The organism is Neisseria sp. HMSC070F02, assembly GCF_001814225.1.
GTDB classification, from domain to species: Bacteria; Pseudomonadota; Gammaproteobacteria; order Burkholderiales; family Neisseriaceae; genus Neisseria; species Neisseria meningitidis.
Genome location: NZ_KV815353.1, coordinates 1 through 16,684 on the forward strand (window position 1 = coordinate 1; position 16,684 = coordinate 16,684).

The 16,684-nt window shown below is 51.2% G+C and carries 13 protein-coding genes and 1 riboswitch; of the genes, 6 read left to right on the plus strand and 7 right to left on the minus strand.

The genetic code is table 11. The features are described from left to right. Positions 1-196 precede the first annotated feature (196 nt). The 5 genes from pilQ to pilM are packed head-to-tail and all read right to left on the minus strand — an operon-like array spanning position 197 to position 5,429. A complete protein-coding gene (pilQ, locus tag HMPREF2959_RS00675) occupies positions 197-2,482 on the minus strand; it encodes a type IV pilus secretin PilQ (RefSeq protein ID WP_002214524.1) in 2,286 nt (761 codons plus the stop codon). Between the two features lie 18 nt (positions 2,483-2,500). Beyond that, positions 2,501-3,046, minus strand: a complete 546-nt coding sequence (locus tag HMPREF2959_RS00680; protein WP_002214522.1) for a pilus assembly protein PilP — start codon at positions 3,044-3,046, stop codon at positions 2,501-2,503. A 17-nt stretch (positions 3,047-3,063) separates the two neighbouring features. Further along, positions 3,064-3,711 (minus strand): type IV pilus inner membrane component PilO, encoded by a 648-nt coding sequence (locus HMPREF2959_RS00685; protein ID WP_002217908.1) that lies wholly within the window; start codon positions 3,709-3,711, stop codon positions 3,064-3,066. Next, positions 3,712-4,311 carry a PilN domain-containing protein gene (locus tag HMPREF2959_RS00690; RefSeq protein ID WP_002214520.1) on the minus strand — a complete coding sequence of 200 codons (600 nt, stop codon included), beginning with the start codon at positions 4,309-4,311 and terminating at the stop codon, positions 3,712-3,714. It lies immediately after the preceding gene. A 2-nt stretch (positions 4,312-4,313) separates the two neighbouring features. Continuing rightward, a complete protein-coding gene (pilM, locus tag HMPREF2959_RS00695) occupies positions 4,314-5,429 on the minus strand; it encodes a type IV pilus biogenesis protein PilM (RefSeq protein WP_002214517.1) in 1,116 nt (371 codons plus the stop codon). Between the two features lie 151 nt (positions 5,430-5,580). Here pilM and HMPREF2959_RS00700 point away from each other — a divergent pair, with 151 nt between their 5' ends. Continuing rightward, positions 5,581-7,977: a penicillin-binding protein 1A gene (locus HMPREF2959_RS00700; RefSeq protein ID WP_002219786.1), complete on the plus strand. Its 2,397-nt coding sequence runs from the start codon at positions 5,581-5,583 to the stop codon at positions 7,975-7,977. A 120-nt stretch (positions 7,978-8,097) separates the two neighbouring features. Here the strand turns inward: HMPREF2959_RS00700 and yihA are convergent, their stop codons facing one another. Beyond that, positions 8,098-8,727 (minus strand): ribosome biogenesis GTP-binding protein YihA/YsxC, encoded by a 630-nt coding sequence (yihA, locus tag HMPREF2959_RS00705; protein ID WP_002217904.1) that lies wholly within the window; start codon positions 8,725-8,727, stop codon positions 8,098-8,100. 205 nt (positions 8,728-8,932) lie between these two features. Here yihA and HMPREF2959_RS00710 point away from each other — a divergent pair, with 205 nt between their 5' ends. From HMPREF2959_RS00710 to tsaD, 4 genes are all read left to right on the plus strand, one after another. After that, complete coding sequence (locus HMPREF2959_RS00710) at positions 8,933-9,556, plus strand: c-type cytochrome (protein ID WP_002237320.1); 624 nt, start codon at positions 8,933-8,935, stop codon at positions 9,554-9,556. Between the two features lie 276 nt (positions 9,557-9,832). Continuing rightward, the gene (locus HMPREF2959_RS00720; protein WP_002222976.1) at positions 9,833-11,785 is read left to right on the plus strand and encodes a cytochrome c biogenesis protein ResB; all 1,953 of its coding nucleotides are present in this window, start codon (positions 9,833-9,835) and stop codon (positions 11,783-11,785) included. Then, positions 11,778-12,965 carry a c-type cytochrome biogenesis protein CcsB gene (gene ccsB, locus HMPREF2959_RS00725; RefSeq protein WP_002243811.1) on the plus strand — a complete coding sequence of 396 codons (1,188 nt, stop codon included), beginning with the start codon at positions 11,778-11,780 and terminating at the stop codon, positions 12,963-12,965. Before HMPREF2959_RS00720 ends, ccsB begins: the two co-directional genes overlap by 8 nt. 115 nt (positions 12,966-13,080) lie before the next feature. Continuing rightward, positions 13,081-14,145 carry a tRNA (adenosine(37)-N6)-threonylcarbamoyltransferase complex transferase subunit TsaD gene (gene tsaD / locus HMPREF2959_RS00730; protein ID WP_002243810.1) on the plus strand — a complete coding sequence of 355 codons (1,065 nt, stop codon included), beginning with the start codon at positions 13,081-13,083 and terminating at the stop codon, positions 14,143-14,145. A 43-nt stretch (positions 14,146-14,188) separates the two neighbouring features. Here the strand turns inward: tsaD and HMPREF2959_RS00735 are convergent, their stop codons facing one another. Then, positions 14,189-15,085, minus strand: coding sequence for a lysophospholipid acyltransferase family protein (locus HMPREF2959_RS00735; protein ID WP_002230822.1), 897 nt, complete (start codon positions 15,083-15,085; stop codon positions 14,189-14,191). 52 nt (positions 15,086-15,137) lie between these two features. Then, a riboswitch (SAM-I-IV-variant riboswitch) is annotated at positions 15,138-15,248 on the plus strand. A 182-nt stretch (positions 15,249-15,430) separates the two neighbouring features. Between HMPREF2959_RS00735 and metK the strand changes: the two genes are divergently transcribed. Beyond that, the gene (metK, locus tag HMPREF2959_RS00745) at positions 15,431-16,600 is read left to right on the plus strand and encodes a methionine adenosyltransferase (protein WP_002214496.1); all 1,170 of its coding nucleotides are present in this window, start codon (positions 15,431-15,433) and stop codon (positions 16,598-16,600) included. The last annotated feature ends 84 nt before the right edge of the window (positions 16,601-16,684 follow it).

Consider the following 16,684-nt stretch of genomic DNA (forward strand, 5'->3'; position numbering starts at 1 on the left):
TATCGGAAATGACCGAAACTGAACGGACTGGATTTCCGCTTTCGCGGGAATGACGGCTCAAAAGTTACGAGACGAAAAACAACCGGAACCGGACAAGTTGGATTTCTGCCTGCGCGGGAATGACGGCATTTCGGTCGCGGCAAAAAGCATAAAGAAAGGGCATATGCCGTAAAACATATGCCCTTATTTTGACGCATCAATAGCGCAGGCTGTTGCCGGCCGTACCCATAATCCTCGGGGTAATGAAAATCAGCAGTTCGCGGCGGTCGGTTTTTTTCCCGCGTGTTTTAAAGAGGTTGCCGATAACGGGGATGTCGCCCAACAGGGGGACTTTGGTCAGCGTATTGCCGTTGTCTTCTTCATAAATACCGCCGACAATCAATGTGCCGCCGTTTTCAACCATAGCCTGCGTATTCAGGTTTTTGGTCGAAATACACAGGATCGTCTGATTACCGGAGGCACATTGCGCAGGCGAGTCCTTGTTGATTTTGACGGTCATAATGATTTGGCCGTCGGGCGTGATGTTCGGCGTAACGGTCAGCCCCAAGACGGCTTTTTTGAGTTCCGTGTTCGTGCTGCTGCCGCCGTTCGCGATTGAGGTTACGGTGAAAGGAATTTCGTAACCGGATTCGATTTTGGCCTCTTTGCGGTTTTGGGTCAGCACGCGCGGATTGGCAAGCGTTTTGGTTTTTGAAAGCGATTCGGATGCGGACAATTCCAAATTCAAGGCACCGGAGGAAATCGCGCGCACCAGCGAAATGCTGTTTGCGGCAGCGGTAATCGGCAGGTTGATTTTGGTTTCGGCCCCCCATTTATCGTCGCCGCCGAAGCCGGAGTTTACCCCCCAGCCGAATGCGCTTGTATCATTTTTCAGCTTTTTCTTGCCTGTCGCGCCGAATTTAACGCCCAAATCGCGCGAGAAGCCGTCTGCCGCTTCGACGATACGCGCCTCAATCATCACTTGTTGCGCGGGTACGTCCAATTCGTCAATCAGTTTGCGGAATTTTTCGATGACGCTGCGGGTATCGGTAACAATCAGGGTATTGGTGGCGGGATCGATCAGCACGCTGCCCCTGCCGCTGACAAGCGTATTGCGGTTTCCGGTTGTGTCGGCATTGTCCAAACGCAGGATGCTGCGGAATTCTTCCACATTTTTGTATTTCAATTGGAAGTTTTGTGAATACAGCGCGCCCAGATCGGCAATGTCTTTTTCCGCCTGTAAGAAGGCTTTGTCTTTGGCAAGCAGCTCGTCGCGGGGCGCGATGTTGACGATGTTCCCTTGTTGGCGCATATCGAGGTTGCGTGCCTGCATAACCAAATCCAAAGCCTGATCCCAAGGTACGTCTTTGAGGGAGAGGGTCATTTTGCCGTTGACGGAGTCGCTGGCAACAATGTTCATCCCGGATTCTTTTGCCAAAATCTGCAGGATGGTGCGGATTTCGACATCTTGGAAGTCAAGGGAGATTTTCCGGCCTGTGAAGGTTTTGGGCGCATTGTTCACGCCGCCTGACTCGAGGTTTTGTTTTTTCGGCAGGACTTGGAAGGTAAAGTATCCGGGCGCGGCGGATTTGTTGACGAGTTCCCAGTTGCCGGCTGTTGTGATAATCAGCTGGGTGTCGTTATTGAGGCGTTTCAGCGTAACCTTTTGAACCGGTGTTTTAAAGTCTGCCACATCCAAACTGCGTTGGAGCGTGGTCGGCAGGGTATGGTTTTTCAGCGTAACGATGATGTGGTCGTGCTGTTGGCTGATGTCGGGCTGCCCGGCAAAGCCCAATGCAGCCAATTCGATAATGCCGGCATTTTTGCCGTCTTTGCGGAAATCGATATTGGTTTGTTTTGCTGGTGCTGCCGCCTGTTGTTTTGCTGGTGCTGCCGTCTGTTGTTTTGCTGATGCCGCCGCCTGTTGTTTTGCCGGGCTGAACGGTGCGGATACGGATACTACGGACTCGGTAAACGGTGCGGCAGCCTGTTGTTTTGCCGGGGTAAAGGGTTTGGATACGGATACTGCGGACTTGGTAGACGGTGCGGCAGCCTGTTGTTTTGCCGGTGCGGCAGGCGCGGCTTTTACGGCGGGGCGTGCGGGGGCGGACACGGTATCGTCCGATTCGTTAATGAATATCCAAACTTTGTTCCCGCGTACTTCGGTATTGTATTGGCCCGGTTTGTTCAGATTCAGAACCAGACGCGCACGGCTGCTGTTTTGTGCGGCACTGATTTTGCTCAACAGGGGATCGGCATATTCGAGTACCTGTTGATCCATGGAAATGCCGGTTTGTTCAAAGTCCAAGGCGATGCGGGCCGGTGAGGAGGTTACGAAGCCGGTCGGGTTGACAATCTCTTTGTCAAAGCTGACTTTGACGATTTTCTGTTTGTTGGGCAGGGAGGAAACTTTGATGTCTGTAATGTTTCCTGCCGATGCTGTCTGAAAGGCGGCGGTTGCGACAAAGAGACCGGAAATGATTTTTGTCAGTTTGGTATTCATAATGGAGTAATCCTCTTCTTAATTTTGTTCTGCGGCAGGTGCTGCCGCTTGTTCGGTGTTTTTGTCGGAAGAATTCAACAGCAGTTCTGCTTTACGGGAAACCCAGTTGCCCGTGCTGTCTTCTATCAGCTCGTTCAGGACGATGCTGTCGTCGGTAATGCTTTCGATTCTACCGTAGTTTTGTCCCAAATAGTTGCCGACACCGACAGTGTAGACATAACCTTCAGCCTCGATGAAGCCGGAGACTTTCTGTCCAGACTTCAAAATGCCGACATAACGCATATTTTCCAAACTGAATTTTTCCAGCGTTTCTTTAATACGCTTGGTGTCGGGGGCATTTTCCCCTTTTTTGTCGGTTTCCATGCGGCGGAAGTCGAATGCGTTCGGCCCTGTAAGCTGCGGCGGGCTGTATACCGGCGCAACCGGCAGGGTAGGTGCTTGGAAAGGTATGATTTCTGCTTTGGCTTCGCGTCGCGTTTGTGCCATCCATTCGTTTAGGTCCTCAGAACCTTGGGAACACGCGGAGAGAGCCAGAAAGCTGATGAGTAAGGCATAGTGTTTCATGGTTTCCCTAACGTAAGTTATTTTTGCTCGGCATTTTGTGCCGCTTCTGCGGCAAGCTCTTCTACGGATTTTGCTTGGTAGGTGGTGGCAATGGCACTGAGGTTCAGGATGCTGCTCTTGCCGTCAGGATTGCCGCCGTTTTCCGGAGATTGGGCGATTTTCAGCGACTCAAGGGTAATGATTCGGGAGAGGCTGCCGACATCGCGGGTAAATTGGCTGATCTGTTCGTAATTTCCGGTAATGGAAATGGAATAGGGTAATCTTTTGATGGGGCCGTCATCTACGGGAGGTTGGGGCATAACGCTGTCCAAGCGCAGGCCGTTGCTCGAACCTGCCTGATGAAGCTCTTGAACCAGGTTGGGAATTTCTGCATCTGTCGGCAGCTGTTTCAACATGATATCGAAGGCAGAGCGGATTGAGGCAAGTTCGTCCCTCAGGTTGTTCAGGCTGGCCGCGTCGATACTTTTCTGTTTGTAGGTGTTTTTCAGTTCGGTTTCTTTTGCTTCGTATTCCTCAAGGGATTCCATCTGGCTTTTGAACAATCCGGCATAACCGAGCCCCAGCACGGCGGCAACGGCCAGCAGGGCGATAAAAAGCCTGGCAGGAAGGTTGAGCAGGTGAAGGTTGTTGAGATCCAAGTTGGTTTTAGATGATTTAGAAGCCATTCAGTTTGCCTCCTGTGCGTTTCCCGAAGCCGGATTCTCTTTGGATTCGGCCGCCTTTACGATGGGTTGTAATGTTGCCTGAAGGGTAAATTCTTGATGCGAATTGTTTTTCTTGATGCTTAACAATTCGGGTTGCTTGAATATGCCGGTATTGGGCATCGCCCTCATCATGGCGGCAACGCGGTTGTCGCTGGATGTCCTGCCGCTGAGCCGATAAGAGTCGGCGGTAACGGCATCCAGCGAGGTCAGGTAGGTGCTTCCGGGGACGGCCTCATTCAGGCTGTCGAGGATTTTTGCGGCTTGGAGGCGTTTGAGCTGGAGCTCCTCGATTTTGTTTTTCTTAATCAGGAAGGCATCTTTTTCCTGTTTGAGCTTTTGTATTTCCGACAGCTCGGTATCCAAGTGTGCGATGGAGGTTTCCAGCAGCGTGTTTCTTTCCGACTGGTTATTGATCATATTGTCGATAAACAGGTAGGTTGCCGCAACGGCGGCAACGCCCGTCAGCACGGCACCGTACATCAGCGTTTTAAACTGCTGCTGTTTGCGCTTGTTCATCTCTTCCCTGTAGGGGAGGAGGTTGATTTTGATTAAATTGTTCATAATTATAATCCCCGTACCGCCAAACCGAACGCCCTGGTCAGTGTCGGCGCATCAAGTTCGAATTGTTGTTTGTCTGTTTTGAGGTTGTCCGCAAAATAACGCGCGGGATGGACGCATTGTACATCTGCATTGGTTTGTGAGGCGACGGTTTGGGCGATACCTTCCTGGCGCGCCGCTTCCCCGGTCAGCAGGATATGCTTGATGTCGGTCATATCGTCTGCGGTCTGCGTGGTGTAATAAAACTGCAAGACCCTTTGTATTTCTTGGGTAATCTGCTGGTTGAAATAGTTTGCCACGCTTTCTTGGTAATCGGAAGGTTTTTGCGGGGAGTTGATGATTTCTTCCGCTTTTTCTTCTGTTACCTGATAGGTGCGCTGGATGAGTTGGTTGAGCTGTTCTTCGCTGACGGAGGTTTCCTGTTTGTATAGGATTTTTCCGTCTTGGATGACCAAGGCGTAGGTCTGTGCGGCATATACGCCGAAAATGGCGACTTTTTCGGCTGCAAGCTCGGGGGCGAAATGGTTTATCCATAGCGCGTAGGCGTTGTATTGTCCGAAAATGTCCACATCAAGCGCGGATAATTTCATACCGGCGGCGTTGAATGCGTCAATCAGGGGTTCGATTTCATCCTTTCTCGATGCGACGGCCAACACAGCTTCGCCGGCGGCCGATTGGGACAAGACCTGATAGTCGTAATTGGCTTCTTCGAGCGATATCGAGCTGACTTCGGAGATGGAGGACTCCACGAACCCCTGCAGGTCTAATTCTGCATCTTTGTCTGTGTAGGTCAATTGTTCGATGGTTGCCAGATTTTGCGGGACGGACGCGATGATGTTTTTGCACGAAGTACCCAGTTTGGCATAGGCTTGTTGCAAATATGTAACAAGTTGATCGTAATTTTGGACTTTATTGCCTTGAATGATATTCTTTGGTAATTTGGCAATGACGTATTTTTCCAATTGAATTTGGTTTAAACTACGTCCTGACAATTGGACCATTTTGATGGAATGCTGGTCGATATCGATGCCGATTGCCGCGCGGTTATTGAGTCCCGAAGATTTTTTAGGGAGCTTGGCATCTGTTTTTTTAGGGTTTTTCAAGCTTTTAAACAAGCGCATGATGAAAGTTCCTGCTTTATTTGTACAGTGAGTAACCGTTTCGGTATCCGTAATGGATTCCTTGTTCTTTGCACATTGAAACCGTGCTTTGTAGAAATCGGTTGCTATTTTACTTTATTTAATACCAATAATGGTAAATTATTATTCAGCTATGATTAAAAAGATTTTAACGACTTGTTTTGGTTTGGTTTTTGGGTTTTGTGTATTTGGAGTGGGTTTGGTTGCCATTGCTATTTTGGTAACGTATCCGAAACTGCCGTCTTTGGATTCTTTGCAGCATTACCAGCCTAAAATGCCGTTGACTATTTATTCGGCGGATGGGGAAGTCATCGGTATGTATGGGGAGCAGCGGCGCGAATTTACAAAAATCGGCGATTTCCCAGAGGTGTTGCGGAATGCGGTTATCGCCGCCGAGGATAAACGCTTTTACCGGCATTGGGGGGTGGATGTTTGGGGTGTTGCCCGCGCTGCCGTCGGCAATGTCGTGTCCGGCAGCGTGCAGTCGGGTGCGAGTACGATTACGCAGCAGGTGGCGAAAAATTTTTATTTGAGCAGTGAAAAAACGTTCACACGCAAATTCAATGAGGTGTTGCTTGCCTATAAAATCGAGCAGTCTTTAAGCAAAGACAAAATCCTCGAGTTGTATTTCAATCAGATTTACCTCGGTCAGCGCGCCTATGGTTTTGCATCTGCCGCGCAAATCTATTTCAATAAGAATGTCCGAGATTTGACTTTGGCGGAAGCCGCCATGCTTGCGGGACTGCCCAAGGCTCCGTCTGCCTATAATCCGATTGTTAATCCGGAACGTGCCAAGTTGCGCCAGAAGTATATTTTGAACAATATGCTCGAGGAGAAGATGATTACCGTGCAACAGCGCGATCAGGCGTTGAATGAGGAACTGCATTACGAGCGGTTTGTTCGGAAAATCGATCAGAGTGCTTTATATGTGGCGGAAATGGTGCGTCAGGAACTGTATGAGAAATACGGTGAAGATGCCTATACGCAGGGTTTTAAGGTTTATACCACGGTCCGCGCCGATCATCAGAAGGTGGCAACCGAGGCATTGCGCAAGGCTCTACGGAATTTCGATCGCGGCAGCAGCTACCGCGGTGCGGAAAACTATATCGATTTGAGTAAGAGTGAAGATGTCGAGGAGACTGTCAGCCAGTATCTGTCGGGACTCTATACCGTCGATAAAATGGTTCCCGCCGTTGTGTTGGATGTGACTAAAAAGAAAAATGTCGTCATACAGCTGCCCGGCGGCAGGCGGGTTACGCTTGATAGGCGCGCCTTGGGCTTTGCGGCCCGCGCGGTCAATAATGAAAAAATGGGGGAGGACCGTATCCGCAGGGGCGCGGTCATCCGTGTCAAAAACAACGGCGGGCGTTGGGCGGTGGTTCAAGAGCCGTTGCTGCAGGGGGCTTTGGTTTCGCTGGATGCAAAAACCGGAGCTGTGCGCGCGCTGGTCGGCGGTTATGATTTTCACAGCAAAACATTCAATCGTGCCGTTCAGGCAATGCGGCAGCCGGGTTCGACCTTTAAGCCGTTTGTCTATTCGGCGGCATTATCTAAGGGGATGACCGCGTCCACGGTGGTTAACGATGCGCCGATTTCCCTGCCGGGGAAAGGGCCGAACGGTTCGGTTTGGACACCTAAAAATTCAGACGGCAGATATTCCGGCTACATTACTTTGAGACAGGCTCTGACGGCTTCCAAGAATATGGTTTCCATCCGTATTTTGATGTCTATCGGTGTCGGTTACGCGCAACAGTATATCCGGCGTTTCGGCTTCAGGTCGTCCGAGCTGCCGGCAAGCCTGTCTATGGCTTTAGGTACGGGCGAGACAACGCCGTTGAAAGTGGCGGAGGCATATAGCGTATTTGCGAACGGCGGATATAGGGTTTCTTCGCACGTAATCGATAAGATTTATGACAGAGACGGCAGGTTGCGCGCCCAAATGCAACCTTTGGTGGCTGGGCAAAATGCGCCTCAGGCAATCGATCCGCGCAATGCCTATATTATGTATAAGATTATGCAGGATGTGGTCCGTGTCGGTACGGCAAGGGGGGCAGCTGCGTTGGGAAGAACGGATATTGCCGGTAAAACGGGTACGACCAATGACAATAAGGATGCGTGGTTTGTCGGTTTTAACCCTGATGTGGTTACTGCCGTATATATCGGCTTCGACAAACCTAAGAGTATGGGGCGTGTCGGCTACGGCGGTACGATTGCGGTGCCGGTTTGGGTGGACTATATGCGTTTTGCGTTGAAAGGAAAGCAGGGCAAGGGGATGAAAATGCCTGAAGGTGTGGTCAGCAGCAATGGCGAATACTATATGAAGGAACGTATGGTAACCGATCCGGGCTTGACGCTGGACAACAGCGGTATTGCGCCGCAACCTTCCCGACGGGCAAAAGAAGATGACGGGGGCGCGGCAGAAGGCGGACGGCAGGCGGCGGATGACGAAGTCCGCCAAGATATGCAGGAAACGCCGGTGCTTCCGAGTAATACTGGTTCCAAACAGCAGCAGTTGGATTCTCTGTTTTAAAGACTCCGCAAAATGCCGTCTGAAAGACTTTTCAGACGGCATTTTAGATTTGGCAGTGGCAATTTTTTAAATGTTTGCGGTCGGTCAAGTGGGGGAAATACGGTTTCCGTATAATTGGGGTCAGTTTTCCTTTGGAGAGGAAGCGGCGGCATCTGCTGCGTCAAACCAGCTTCCGACAGTTCGGTTGGCCTCGTCAATACCTTGTTTTTTCAGGCTGGAAAACAGCTGTACGCTGATGTTTTGCCTGTCGGAATAAGGTTTGAGCAGTTTTTTGACTTGGGACAGGGTTTTTATCTGTTCGTTTTTGGATAATTTGTCGGCTTTTGACAGCAGGATGTGAACCGGTCTGCCGGTCGTGTGGAAAAAATCCAGCATACGGATGTCGAGTTCTTTTAAAGGATGGCGGGCATCCATAATCAAAACCAGCCCGATAAGCTGTTTGCGCTGTTGCAGATAGTCGCCGAGCAGATTGACCCAATGTGCGCGTACTGCTTCGGGGACTTGGGCATAACCGTAGCCGGGCAAATCGACCATAAAATTGCCGTTCTGCAGCTCGAAGAAGTTGATATGCTGCGTCCGTCCGGGTGTTTTTGAAACGTAGGCAAGACGGACATGGTTGGTCAGGGTATTGATGGCACTGGATTTTCCGGCATTGCTCCTGCCGACAAAGGCAATTTCGAGCGGTGTGTCCGGCAGGTCTTTGAGATGGTTTACCGTCGTGAAGAATTTGGCGTTTTGAAAAAGGTTCATGGGCATATCCTTGTTTTCCGCCGCCGTTTGTCCGACAGCAAAAATATGCGGTTGGTTTTATGTGAAACACAGTGGTAATTTAATGTAAATTTAGTATAGAATAACACGTTTACAGAATCATCGGTTTTAATCGGGTCAAAAATCCCGTATTTGAATATAAAAAGAGCATTGTTGCGTTATCCAATGCTGTAATCAGGAGCACTCCATGAAACGATTGACTTTATTGGCCTTTGTTTTGGCTGCCGGTGCGGTTTCCGCCTCTCCCAAAGCAGACGTGGAAAAAGGCAAACAGGTTGCCGCAACGGTTTGTGCGGCTTGCCATGCAGCAGACGGTAACAGCGGCATTGCGATGTATCCGCGTTTGGCGGCACAGCATACTGCTTACATCTATCATCAAACCATCGGTATCCGAGACGGCAAACGCACCCACGGTTCGGCAGCTGTGATGAAACCGATGGTAATGAATTTGAGCGATCAGGATATTTTGAACGTATCCGCATTCTATGCCAAACAGCAGCCCAAATCCGGTGAAGCCAATCCTAAGGAAAATCCCGAATTGGGCGCGAAAATCTATCGCGGCGGTTTGAGCGATAAAAAAGTGCCGGCGTGTATGTCCTGCCACGGTCCGAGCGGTGCGGGTATGCCGGGAGGCGGAAGCGAAATTCAGGCTTATCCGCGTTTGGGCGGTCAGCATCAGGCATATATTGTTGAACAGATGAATGCCTACAAGTCCGGTCAGCGTAAAAATACCATCATGGAAGATATTGCAAACCGTATGTCTGAAGAAGATTTGAAAGCGGTCGCCAACTTTATCCAAGGTTTGCGTTAATTCCGCAATAGTCTGTTTTAGAGGCCGTCTGAAAAGTTTTCAGACGGCTTCAGGCAATTCTGCGATAAGTTTTTTCAATCGCAACCGTTGGAATCGATGCAGGCTGTCTTCATTGTCTTGAAATAAAAAGCATCAAGACAGTAGAATCGGGACGTTGTTTTCTGTTTGCCCAATTCTGCTTTCCCATATTCCTGATGGCGGAATAAACACACAATGAGTAAATCCCGTAGATCTCCCCCACTTCTTTCCCGTCCGTGGTTCGCTTTTTTCAGCTCCATGCGCTTTGCAGTCGCTTTGCTCAGTCTGCTGGGTATTGCATCGGTTATCGGTACGGTGTTGCAGCAAAACCAGCCGCAGACGGATTATTTGGTCAAATTCGGACCTTTTTGGGCGCAGATTTTTGGTTTTCTGGGACTGTATGACGTCTATGCTTCGGCATGGTTTGTCGTTATCATGATGTTTTTGGTGGTTTCTACCAGTTTGTGCCTGATTCGCAATGTGCCGCCGTTCTGGCGCGAAATGAAGTCTTTTCGGGAAAAGGTTAAAGAAAAATCTCTGGCGGCGATGCGCCATTCTTCGCTGTTGGATGTAAAAATTGCGCCCGAGGTTGCCAAACGTTATCTGGAGGTGCAGGGTTTTCAGGGAAAAACCGTCAGCCGTGAGGGCGGGTCGGTTCTGATTGCCGCCAAAAAAGGCACGATGAACAAATGGGGCTATATCTTTGCCCATGTTGCTTTGATTGTCATTTGCCTGGGCGGGTTGATAGACAGTAACCTGCTGTTGAAACTGGGTATGCTGACCGGTCGGATTGTTCCGGACAATCAGGCGGTTTATGCCAAGGATTTCAAGCCCGAAAGTATTTTGAGTGCGTCCAATCTCTCATTTAGGGGCAACGTCAATATTTCCGAGGGGCAGAGTGCGGATGTGGTTTTCCTGAATGCCGACAACGGGATATTGGTTCAGGACTTGCCTTTTGAAGTCAAACTGAAAAAATTCCATATCGATTTTTACAATACGGGTATGCCGCGCGATTTTGCCAGTGATATTGAAGTAACGGATAAGGCAACCGGTGAGAAACTCGAGCGCACCATCCGCGTGAACCATCCTTTGACCTTGCACGGCATCACGATTTATCAGGCGAGTTTTGCCGACGGCGGTTCGGATTTGACATTCAAGGCGTGGAATTTGGGTGATGCTTCGCGCGAGCCTGTCGTGTTGAAGGCAACATCCATACACCAGTTTCCGTTGGAAATTGGCAAACACAAATATCGTCTTGAGTTCGATCAGTTCACTTCTATGAATGTGGAGGACATGAGCGAGGGCGCGGAACGGGAAAAAAGCCTGAAATCCACGCTGAACGATGTCCGCGCCGTTACTCAGGAAGGTAAAAAATACACCAATATCGGCCCTTCCATTGTTTACCGTATCCGTGATGCGGCAGGGCAGGCGGTCGAATATAAAAACTATATGCTGCCGGTTTTGCAGGAACAGGATTATTTTTGGATTACCGGCACGCGCAGCGGCTTGCAGCAGCAATACCGCTGGCTGCGTATCCCCTTGGACAAGCAGTTGAAAGCGGACACCTTTATGGCATTGCGTGAGTTTTTGAAAGATGGGGAAGGGCGCAAACGTCTGGTTGCCGACGCAACCAAAGGCGCACCTGCCGAAATCCGCGAACAATTCATGCTGGCTGCGGAAAACACGCTGAACATCTTTGCACAAAAAGGCTATTTGGGATTGGACGAATTTATTACGTCCAATATCCCGAAAGAGCAGCAGGATAAGATGCAGGGTTATTTCTACGAAATGCTTTACGGCGTGATGAACGCTGCTTTGGATGAAACCATACGCCGGTACGGCTTGCCCGAATGGCAGCAGGATGAAGCGCGGAACCGTTTCCTGCTGCACAGTATGGATGCGTACACGGGTTTGACCGAATATCCCGCGCCTATGCTGCTGCAACTTGATGGGTTTTCCGAGGTGCGTTCGTCGGGTTTGCAGATGACCCGTTCCCCGGGTGCGCTTTTGGTCTATCTCGGCTCGGTGCTGTTGGTATTGGGTACGGTATTGATGTTTTATGTGCGCGAAAAACGGGCGTGGGTATTGTTTTCAGACGGCAAAATCCGTTTTGCCATGTCTTCGGCCCGCAGTGAACGGGATTTGCAGAAGGAATTTCCAAAACACGTCGAGAGTCTGCAACGGCTCGGCAAGGACTTGAATCATGACTGAACACTATAAAACCCTTCCGGAACACGAGCTGCTGATTCAGAAGTCTTTGATCAGCAATCTGAATCTTTGGGATTGGGTATTTGCCGTGCTGGTTTTTGCGGCTACGGTTTTCGTACAGACCCGTTCCGGTATGCATATGGACATTTACGAAACGGTCATGTTGTGGGCGAGTGCCGGTATTGCCGTATTTTTGGGCTGGTTTTTCAAGCCGATGCGCTGGTTTGTTCCTTTAAGCGTATTGCTTGCCTATGCCGCCGTCGGTCTGTATGGCGGCAACATCAAATCGGCAGAGATTTTCCTGTTGCGGTATTTCCTCAGCAGCCAGTCGGCGATCATGTGGCAGTGCGCCTTTGTCTTCTTCGCCCTGTTCGCCTATATTTCGGGCGCGGTTTTGGCAAGCGTAAAAAATGTGCCGACCAACACGCTGTTGGGTATGGGAACCGTGTTTGCATGGGTGTCTGCCGTAGCAGGCTTTACCGGTCTGCTGGTACGTTGGCACGAAAGCTATCTGCTCCGTCCCGATGCGGGGCATATTCCGGTTTCCAACCTGTATGAAGTGTTCATCCTGTTTTTGGTGATTACCGCGCTGATGTATTTGTATTACGAGAGCAAATTCGCCGTACAGAAATTGGGCGGCTTCGTGTTCGGCTTTATGGCGGTCGTGGTTGGATTCGTCTTGTGGTACAGCGTGTCTCGCGAGGCGCATACCATCCAGCCGCTGATTCCGGCATTGCAATCTTGGTGGATGAAAATCCACGTTCCGGCAAACTTTATCGGTTACGGCGCGTTTTGCATTTCCGCGATGCTCGGTATTGCCGAACTGGTTTCCCTGCGTGCGGAAGGAAAAGGCGGAAAACTGTGGCTGCCGCCGTCGGCATTGATCGACGAGGTGATGTATAAGGCGATTGCCGTCGGCTTTCTGTTCTTTACCATTGCCACCATTTTGGGTGCGCTGTGGGCGGCAGATGCTTGGGGACGCTATTGGAGTTGGGATCCGAAAGAGACGTGGGCGTTCATCGTCTGGCTCAATTACGCCGTTTGGCTGCACTTGCGGCTGGTTGCCGGTTGGCGCGGCAAAGTGCTGGCGTGGTGGGCGATTATCGGTTTGTTCGTAACCGCATTCGCCTTTATCGGCGTGAATATGTTTTTGAGCGGGCTGCATTCTTACGGAACGCTTTGATACGGTGCGACGATGCCGTCTGAAGGGCTTCAGACGGCATGTTCCGTTTTTGGGATACGGCAGTCGTGCCGAAATCCGCTAGAATACGTTTTTCAGTTTTTAACGGCATCAGACCATGTTGGTATTGGGAATCGAATCTTCTTGCGACGAAACAGGCGTTGCGCTGTATGACACCGAACGAGGATTGCGGGCGCACTGCCTGCACACGCAGATGGCAATGCACGCCGAATACGGCGGGGTTGTGCCGGAGCTGGCAAGCCGCGACCATATCCGCCGCCTTGTTCCGTTGACGGAAGGCTGTTTGGCGCAGGCGGGCGTATCGTATGGCGACATTGACGCGGTTGCCTTTACGCAGGGGCCCGGTTTGGGCGGTGCGCTGCTGGCGGGTTCGAGCTACGCCAACGCGCTGGCTTTAGCGTTGGACAAGCCTGTTATTCCCGTCCATCATTTGGAAGGACATCTGCTGTCGCCGCTGTTGGCGGAGGAAAAACCCGACTTTCCTTTTGTCGCGCTGCTGGTTTCGGGCGGGCATACGCAGATTATGGCGGTCAGGGGCATAGGCGACTACGCGCTTTTGGGCGAGAGCGTCGATGATGCGGCGGGCGAGGCATTCGACAAAACGGCGAAACTGCTGGGCTTGCCGTATCCGGGCGGTGCGAAACTGTCGGAACTTGCGGAATCGGGCAGGCCCGAAGCGTTTGTTTTTCCGCGCCCGATGATTCATTCCGACGATTTGCAGATGAGTTTTTCAGGTTTGAAAACCGCTGTTTTGACTGCCGTTGAAAAAGTGCGTGAGGCAAACGGTTCGGAAACCATTCCCGAGCAAACCCGCAACGATATTTGCCGTGCGTTTCAAGATGCGGTAGTCGATGTGTTGGCGGCGAAAGTGAAAAAAGCCCTGTTGCAGACAGGGTTCAGAACCGTAGTGGTCGCCGGCGGGGTCGGTGCAAACCGCAAACTCCGTGAAACTTTCGGCAATATGACGGTGCAAATCCCGACCCCAAAAGGCAAGCCGAAACATCCGTCCGAAAAAGTCAGCGTGTTTTTCCCGCCGATGGCATACTGCACGGACAACGGTGCCATGATTGCCTTTGCCGGTGCGATGCACCTGGGCAAGGGCAGGGAGGTCGGTGCGTTCAATGTCCGTCCGCGCTGGCCGCTGTCGGAAATCGTCAGATGACAAAATGCCGTCTGAAATTGTTCAGACGGCATTTTTATTTTCGTTACGGCATTTTGTAGCGGTTGTACATAAACAGATACTGCGTCGGAAAACGGCGTATCCAATATTCGGCATTGCGGTTGAACACGGCGGCATCATGGGCTTTGTCGCCGTTCAATTCCCCTTGGACGGGGCGGATGTGCAAATCGAAACCTTGTCCGCCAGGCAGGCGTTCGCAGCAGAAAAACAGGGTTTTCACGCCTTTGACGTGTGCCAATTTTGCCGCCAGCGTCATGGTATAGGCAGGTTTGCCGAAGAAATCCACCCATACGCCTTCCCCGCCTTCTTGAGGGGAGGGGACGTGGTCGGGCAGGACGATGGTTGCTTCGCCCGAACGCAGGGCTTTGATGATTTGTTTGACCCCTTGTATGCTGGTAGGCGCGGTTTTTCCTTTGCCGCGAACCCTGCCCGCCTGCATGATTTTGTCTATCGCTTTGATTTTCGGCGGTTTGTACATGGCGGTCAGCGGGAACGGAAGCTGCTGGCTGATGTAGCGTCCGCCCAAATCGTAGCTGCCGATGTGCGGCGTGATGAATAGCAGCCCTTCGTGTTTGTCCAAAGCCTGCTGCACATGTTCCCAGCCGTGTACCGCTTTGAACATTGTTTCTATGTCTTCCGGTTTTCTGAAAAACGCGGGGGCAAGTTCCAAACCGCCTTTTGCCGTTTCCGCAAAAACGGCTTTGACTGTTTTGGGGTCGGGATTCATGCCTGCCTGACGCATATTGGCGACGATGCGCGCGCGGTCTTCCTTTAAAAGGTAAAACGCCAGATGTCCGAGCCGGTTTCCCAGCGTGTGCAGACAGGAAAGTGGCAGCAGGGAGAGGCATTTGAGCAGGGCGGTCAACAGGATGTGCATGGCGGTTCGCAAAGGGGGAAACAGCCCGAATTGTAAACGAAACATGCCGTCTGAAAAAGGGAAGTATTGCGGCGGAAAGGCTTTTCTGCTACCATCCGCGCTGCATTAAGAGTTGGGAATTCCATGCCAACCTGCTTTTCAAAAGGAAAAGTAAGGTGGACGGTTGAAAAGCCGATGTGGCTCACCAGAGCAATCCAAACCCGCTTGATGCGGGAATTTTTTTGCCTGTAAGAAACGTACGGGCAGAGATTCCAAAGTGCCATTCAAATGGGAATATTTCTCAACTGAATGGTATGAATAGGGAAATTTTGCTATATTTCCCGCTGTCGACATTATGTTCATACAACATGCCGTCTGAAGAAGATGGTTTGTTTTTCAAGGAAAATCTCAATGAGCGAATATCTGTTTACTTCCGAATCGGTATCCGAAGGCCATCCGGATAAAGTTGCCGACCAAGTGTCCGATGCGATTTTGGATGCCATCTTGGCGCAAGACCCCAAAGCGCGTGTCGCCGCAGAAACCTTGGTCAACACAGGCTTGTGCGTATTGGCGGGCGAAATTACCACCACCGCCCAAGTGGACTACATCAAAGTCGCACGCGAAACCATCAAACGCATCGGCTACAACTCCTCCGAGCTGGGCTTTGATGCCAACGGCTGCGCGGTCGGCGTGTACTACGACCAGCAATCTCCGGACATCGCCCAAGGCGTGAACGAAGGCGAAGGCATTGACTTGAACCAAGGCGCTGGCGACCAAGGTTTGATGTTCGGCTATGCCTGCGACGAAACCCCGACCCTGATGCCGTTTGCCATCTATTACAGCCACCGCCTGATGCAGCGTCAAAGCGAATTACGCAAAGACGGCCTCCTGCCTTGGCTGCGTCCCGACGCAAAAGCCCAACTGACCGTGGTTTACGATAGCGAATCCGGCAAAGTAAAACGCATTGATACCGTCGTCCTCTCTACGCAACACGACCCGGAAATCGGTTATGAAGAGTTGAAAAACGCCGTCATTGAGCAGATTATCAAGCCCGTCCTGCCGTCTGAACTGCTGACCGACGAAACCAAATACCTGATCAACCCGACCGGCCGCTTCGTCATCGGCGGCCCGCAAGGCGACTGCGGTTTGACCGGCCGTAAAATCATCGTTGATACCTACGGCGGCGCGGCTCCGCACGGCGGCGGCGCGTTCTCCGGCAAAGACCCGTCCAAAGTGGATCGTTCCGCCGCTTACGCCTGCCGCTACGTTGCGAAAAACATCGTCGCCGCCGGTTTGGCAACCCAATGCCAAATCCAAGTTTCCTACGCCATCGGCGTTGCCGAACCGACTTCGATTTCCATCGACACTTTCGGCACAGGCAAAATCAGCGAGGAAAAACTGATTACCTTAGTTCGCGAACATTTCGACCTGCGCCCCAAAGGCATCGTCCAAATGCTCGATCTCTTGCGCCCGATTTACAGTAAATCCGCCGCTTACGGACATTTCGGCCGCGAAGAACCTGAGTTCACTTGGGAGCGCACCGACAAAGCTGCTGCATTGAGGGCGGCAGCGGGGCTGTAATTCCGGTTTGAAAATCAAAAATGCCGTCTGAACAGTTCAGACGGCATTTTTATATAGTGGATTAACAAAAATCAGGACAAGGCG

Excerpts from the sequence above, each read along its gene's own strand:
- HMPREF2959_RS00685 (WP_002217908.1), bottom strand. The coding sequence starts at position 3,711 with ATGGCTTCTAAATCATCTAAAACCAACTTGGATCTCAACAACCTTCAC.
- pilQ (WP_002214524.1), bottom strand. The coding sequence starts at position 2,482 with ATGAATACCAAACTGACAAAAATCATTTCCGGTCTCTTTGTCGCAACC.
- metK (WP_002214496.1), top strand. The coding sequence starts at position 15,431 with ATGAGCGAATATCTGTTTACTTCCGAATCGGTATCCGAAGGCCATCCG.
- HMPREF2959_RS00690 (WP_002214520.1), bottom strand. The coding sequence starts at position 4,311 with ATGAACAATTTAATCAAAATCAACCTCCTCCCCTACAGGGAAGAGATG.
- yihA (WP_002217904.1), bottom strand. The coding sequence starts at position 8,727 with ATGAACCTTTTTCAAAACGCCAAATTCTTCACGACGGTAAACCATCTC.
- HMPREF2959_RS00720 (WP_002222976.1), top strand. The coding sequence starts at position 9,833 with ATGCGCTTTGCAGTCGCTTTGCTCAGTCTGCTGGGTATTGCATCGGTT.
- HMPREF2959_RS00710 (WP_002237320.1), top strand. The coding sequence starts at position 8,933 with ATGAAACGATTGACTTTATTGGCCTTTGTTTTGGCTGCCGGTGCGGTT.
- pilM (WP_002214517.1), bottom strand. The coding sequence starts at position 5,429 with ATGCGCTTGTTTAAAAGCTTGAAAAACCCTAAAAAAACAGATGCCAAG.
- HMPREF2959_RS00735 (WP_002230822.1), bottom strand. The coding sequence starts at position 15,085 with ATGTTTCGTTTACAATTCGGGCTGTTTCCCCCTTTGCGAACCGCCATG.
- HMPREF2959_RS00700 (WP_002219786.1), top strand. The coding sequence starts at position 5,581 with ATGATTAAAAAGATTTTAACGACTTGTTTTGGTTTGGTTTTTGGGTTT.
- HMPREF2959_RS00680 (WP_002214522.1), bottom strand. The coding sequence starts at position 3,046 with ATGAAACACTATGCCTTACTCATCAGCTTTCTGGCTCTCTCCGCGTGT.
- ccsB (WP_002243811.1), top strand. The coding sequence starts at position 11,778 with ATGACTGAACACTATAAAACCCTTCCGGAACACGAGCTGCTGATTCAG.
- tsaD (WP_002243810.1), top strand. The coding sequence starts at position 13,081 with ATGTTGGTATTGGGAATCGAATCTTCTTGCGACGAAACAGGCGTTGCG.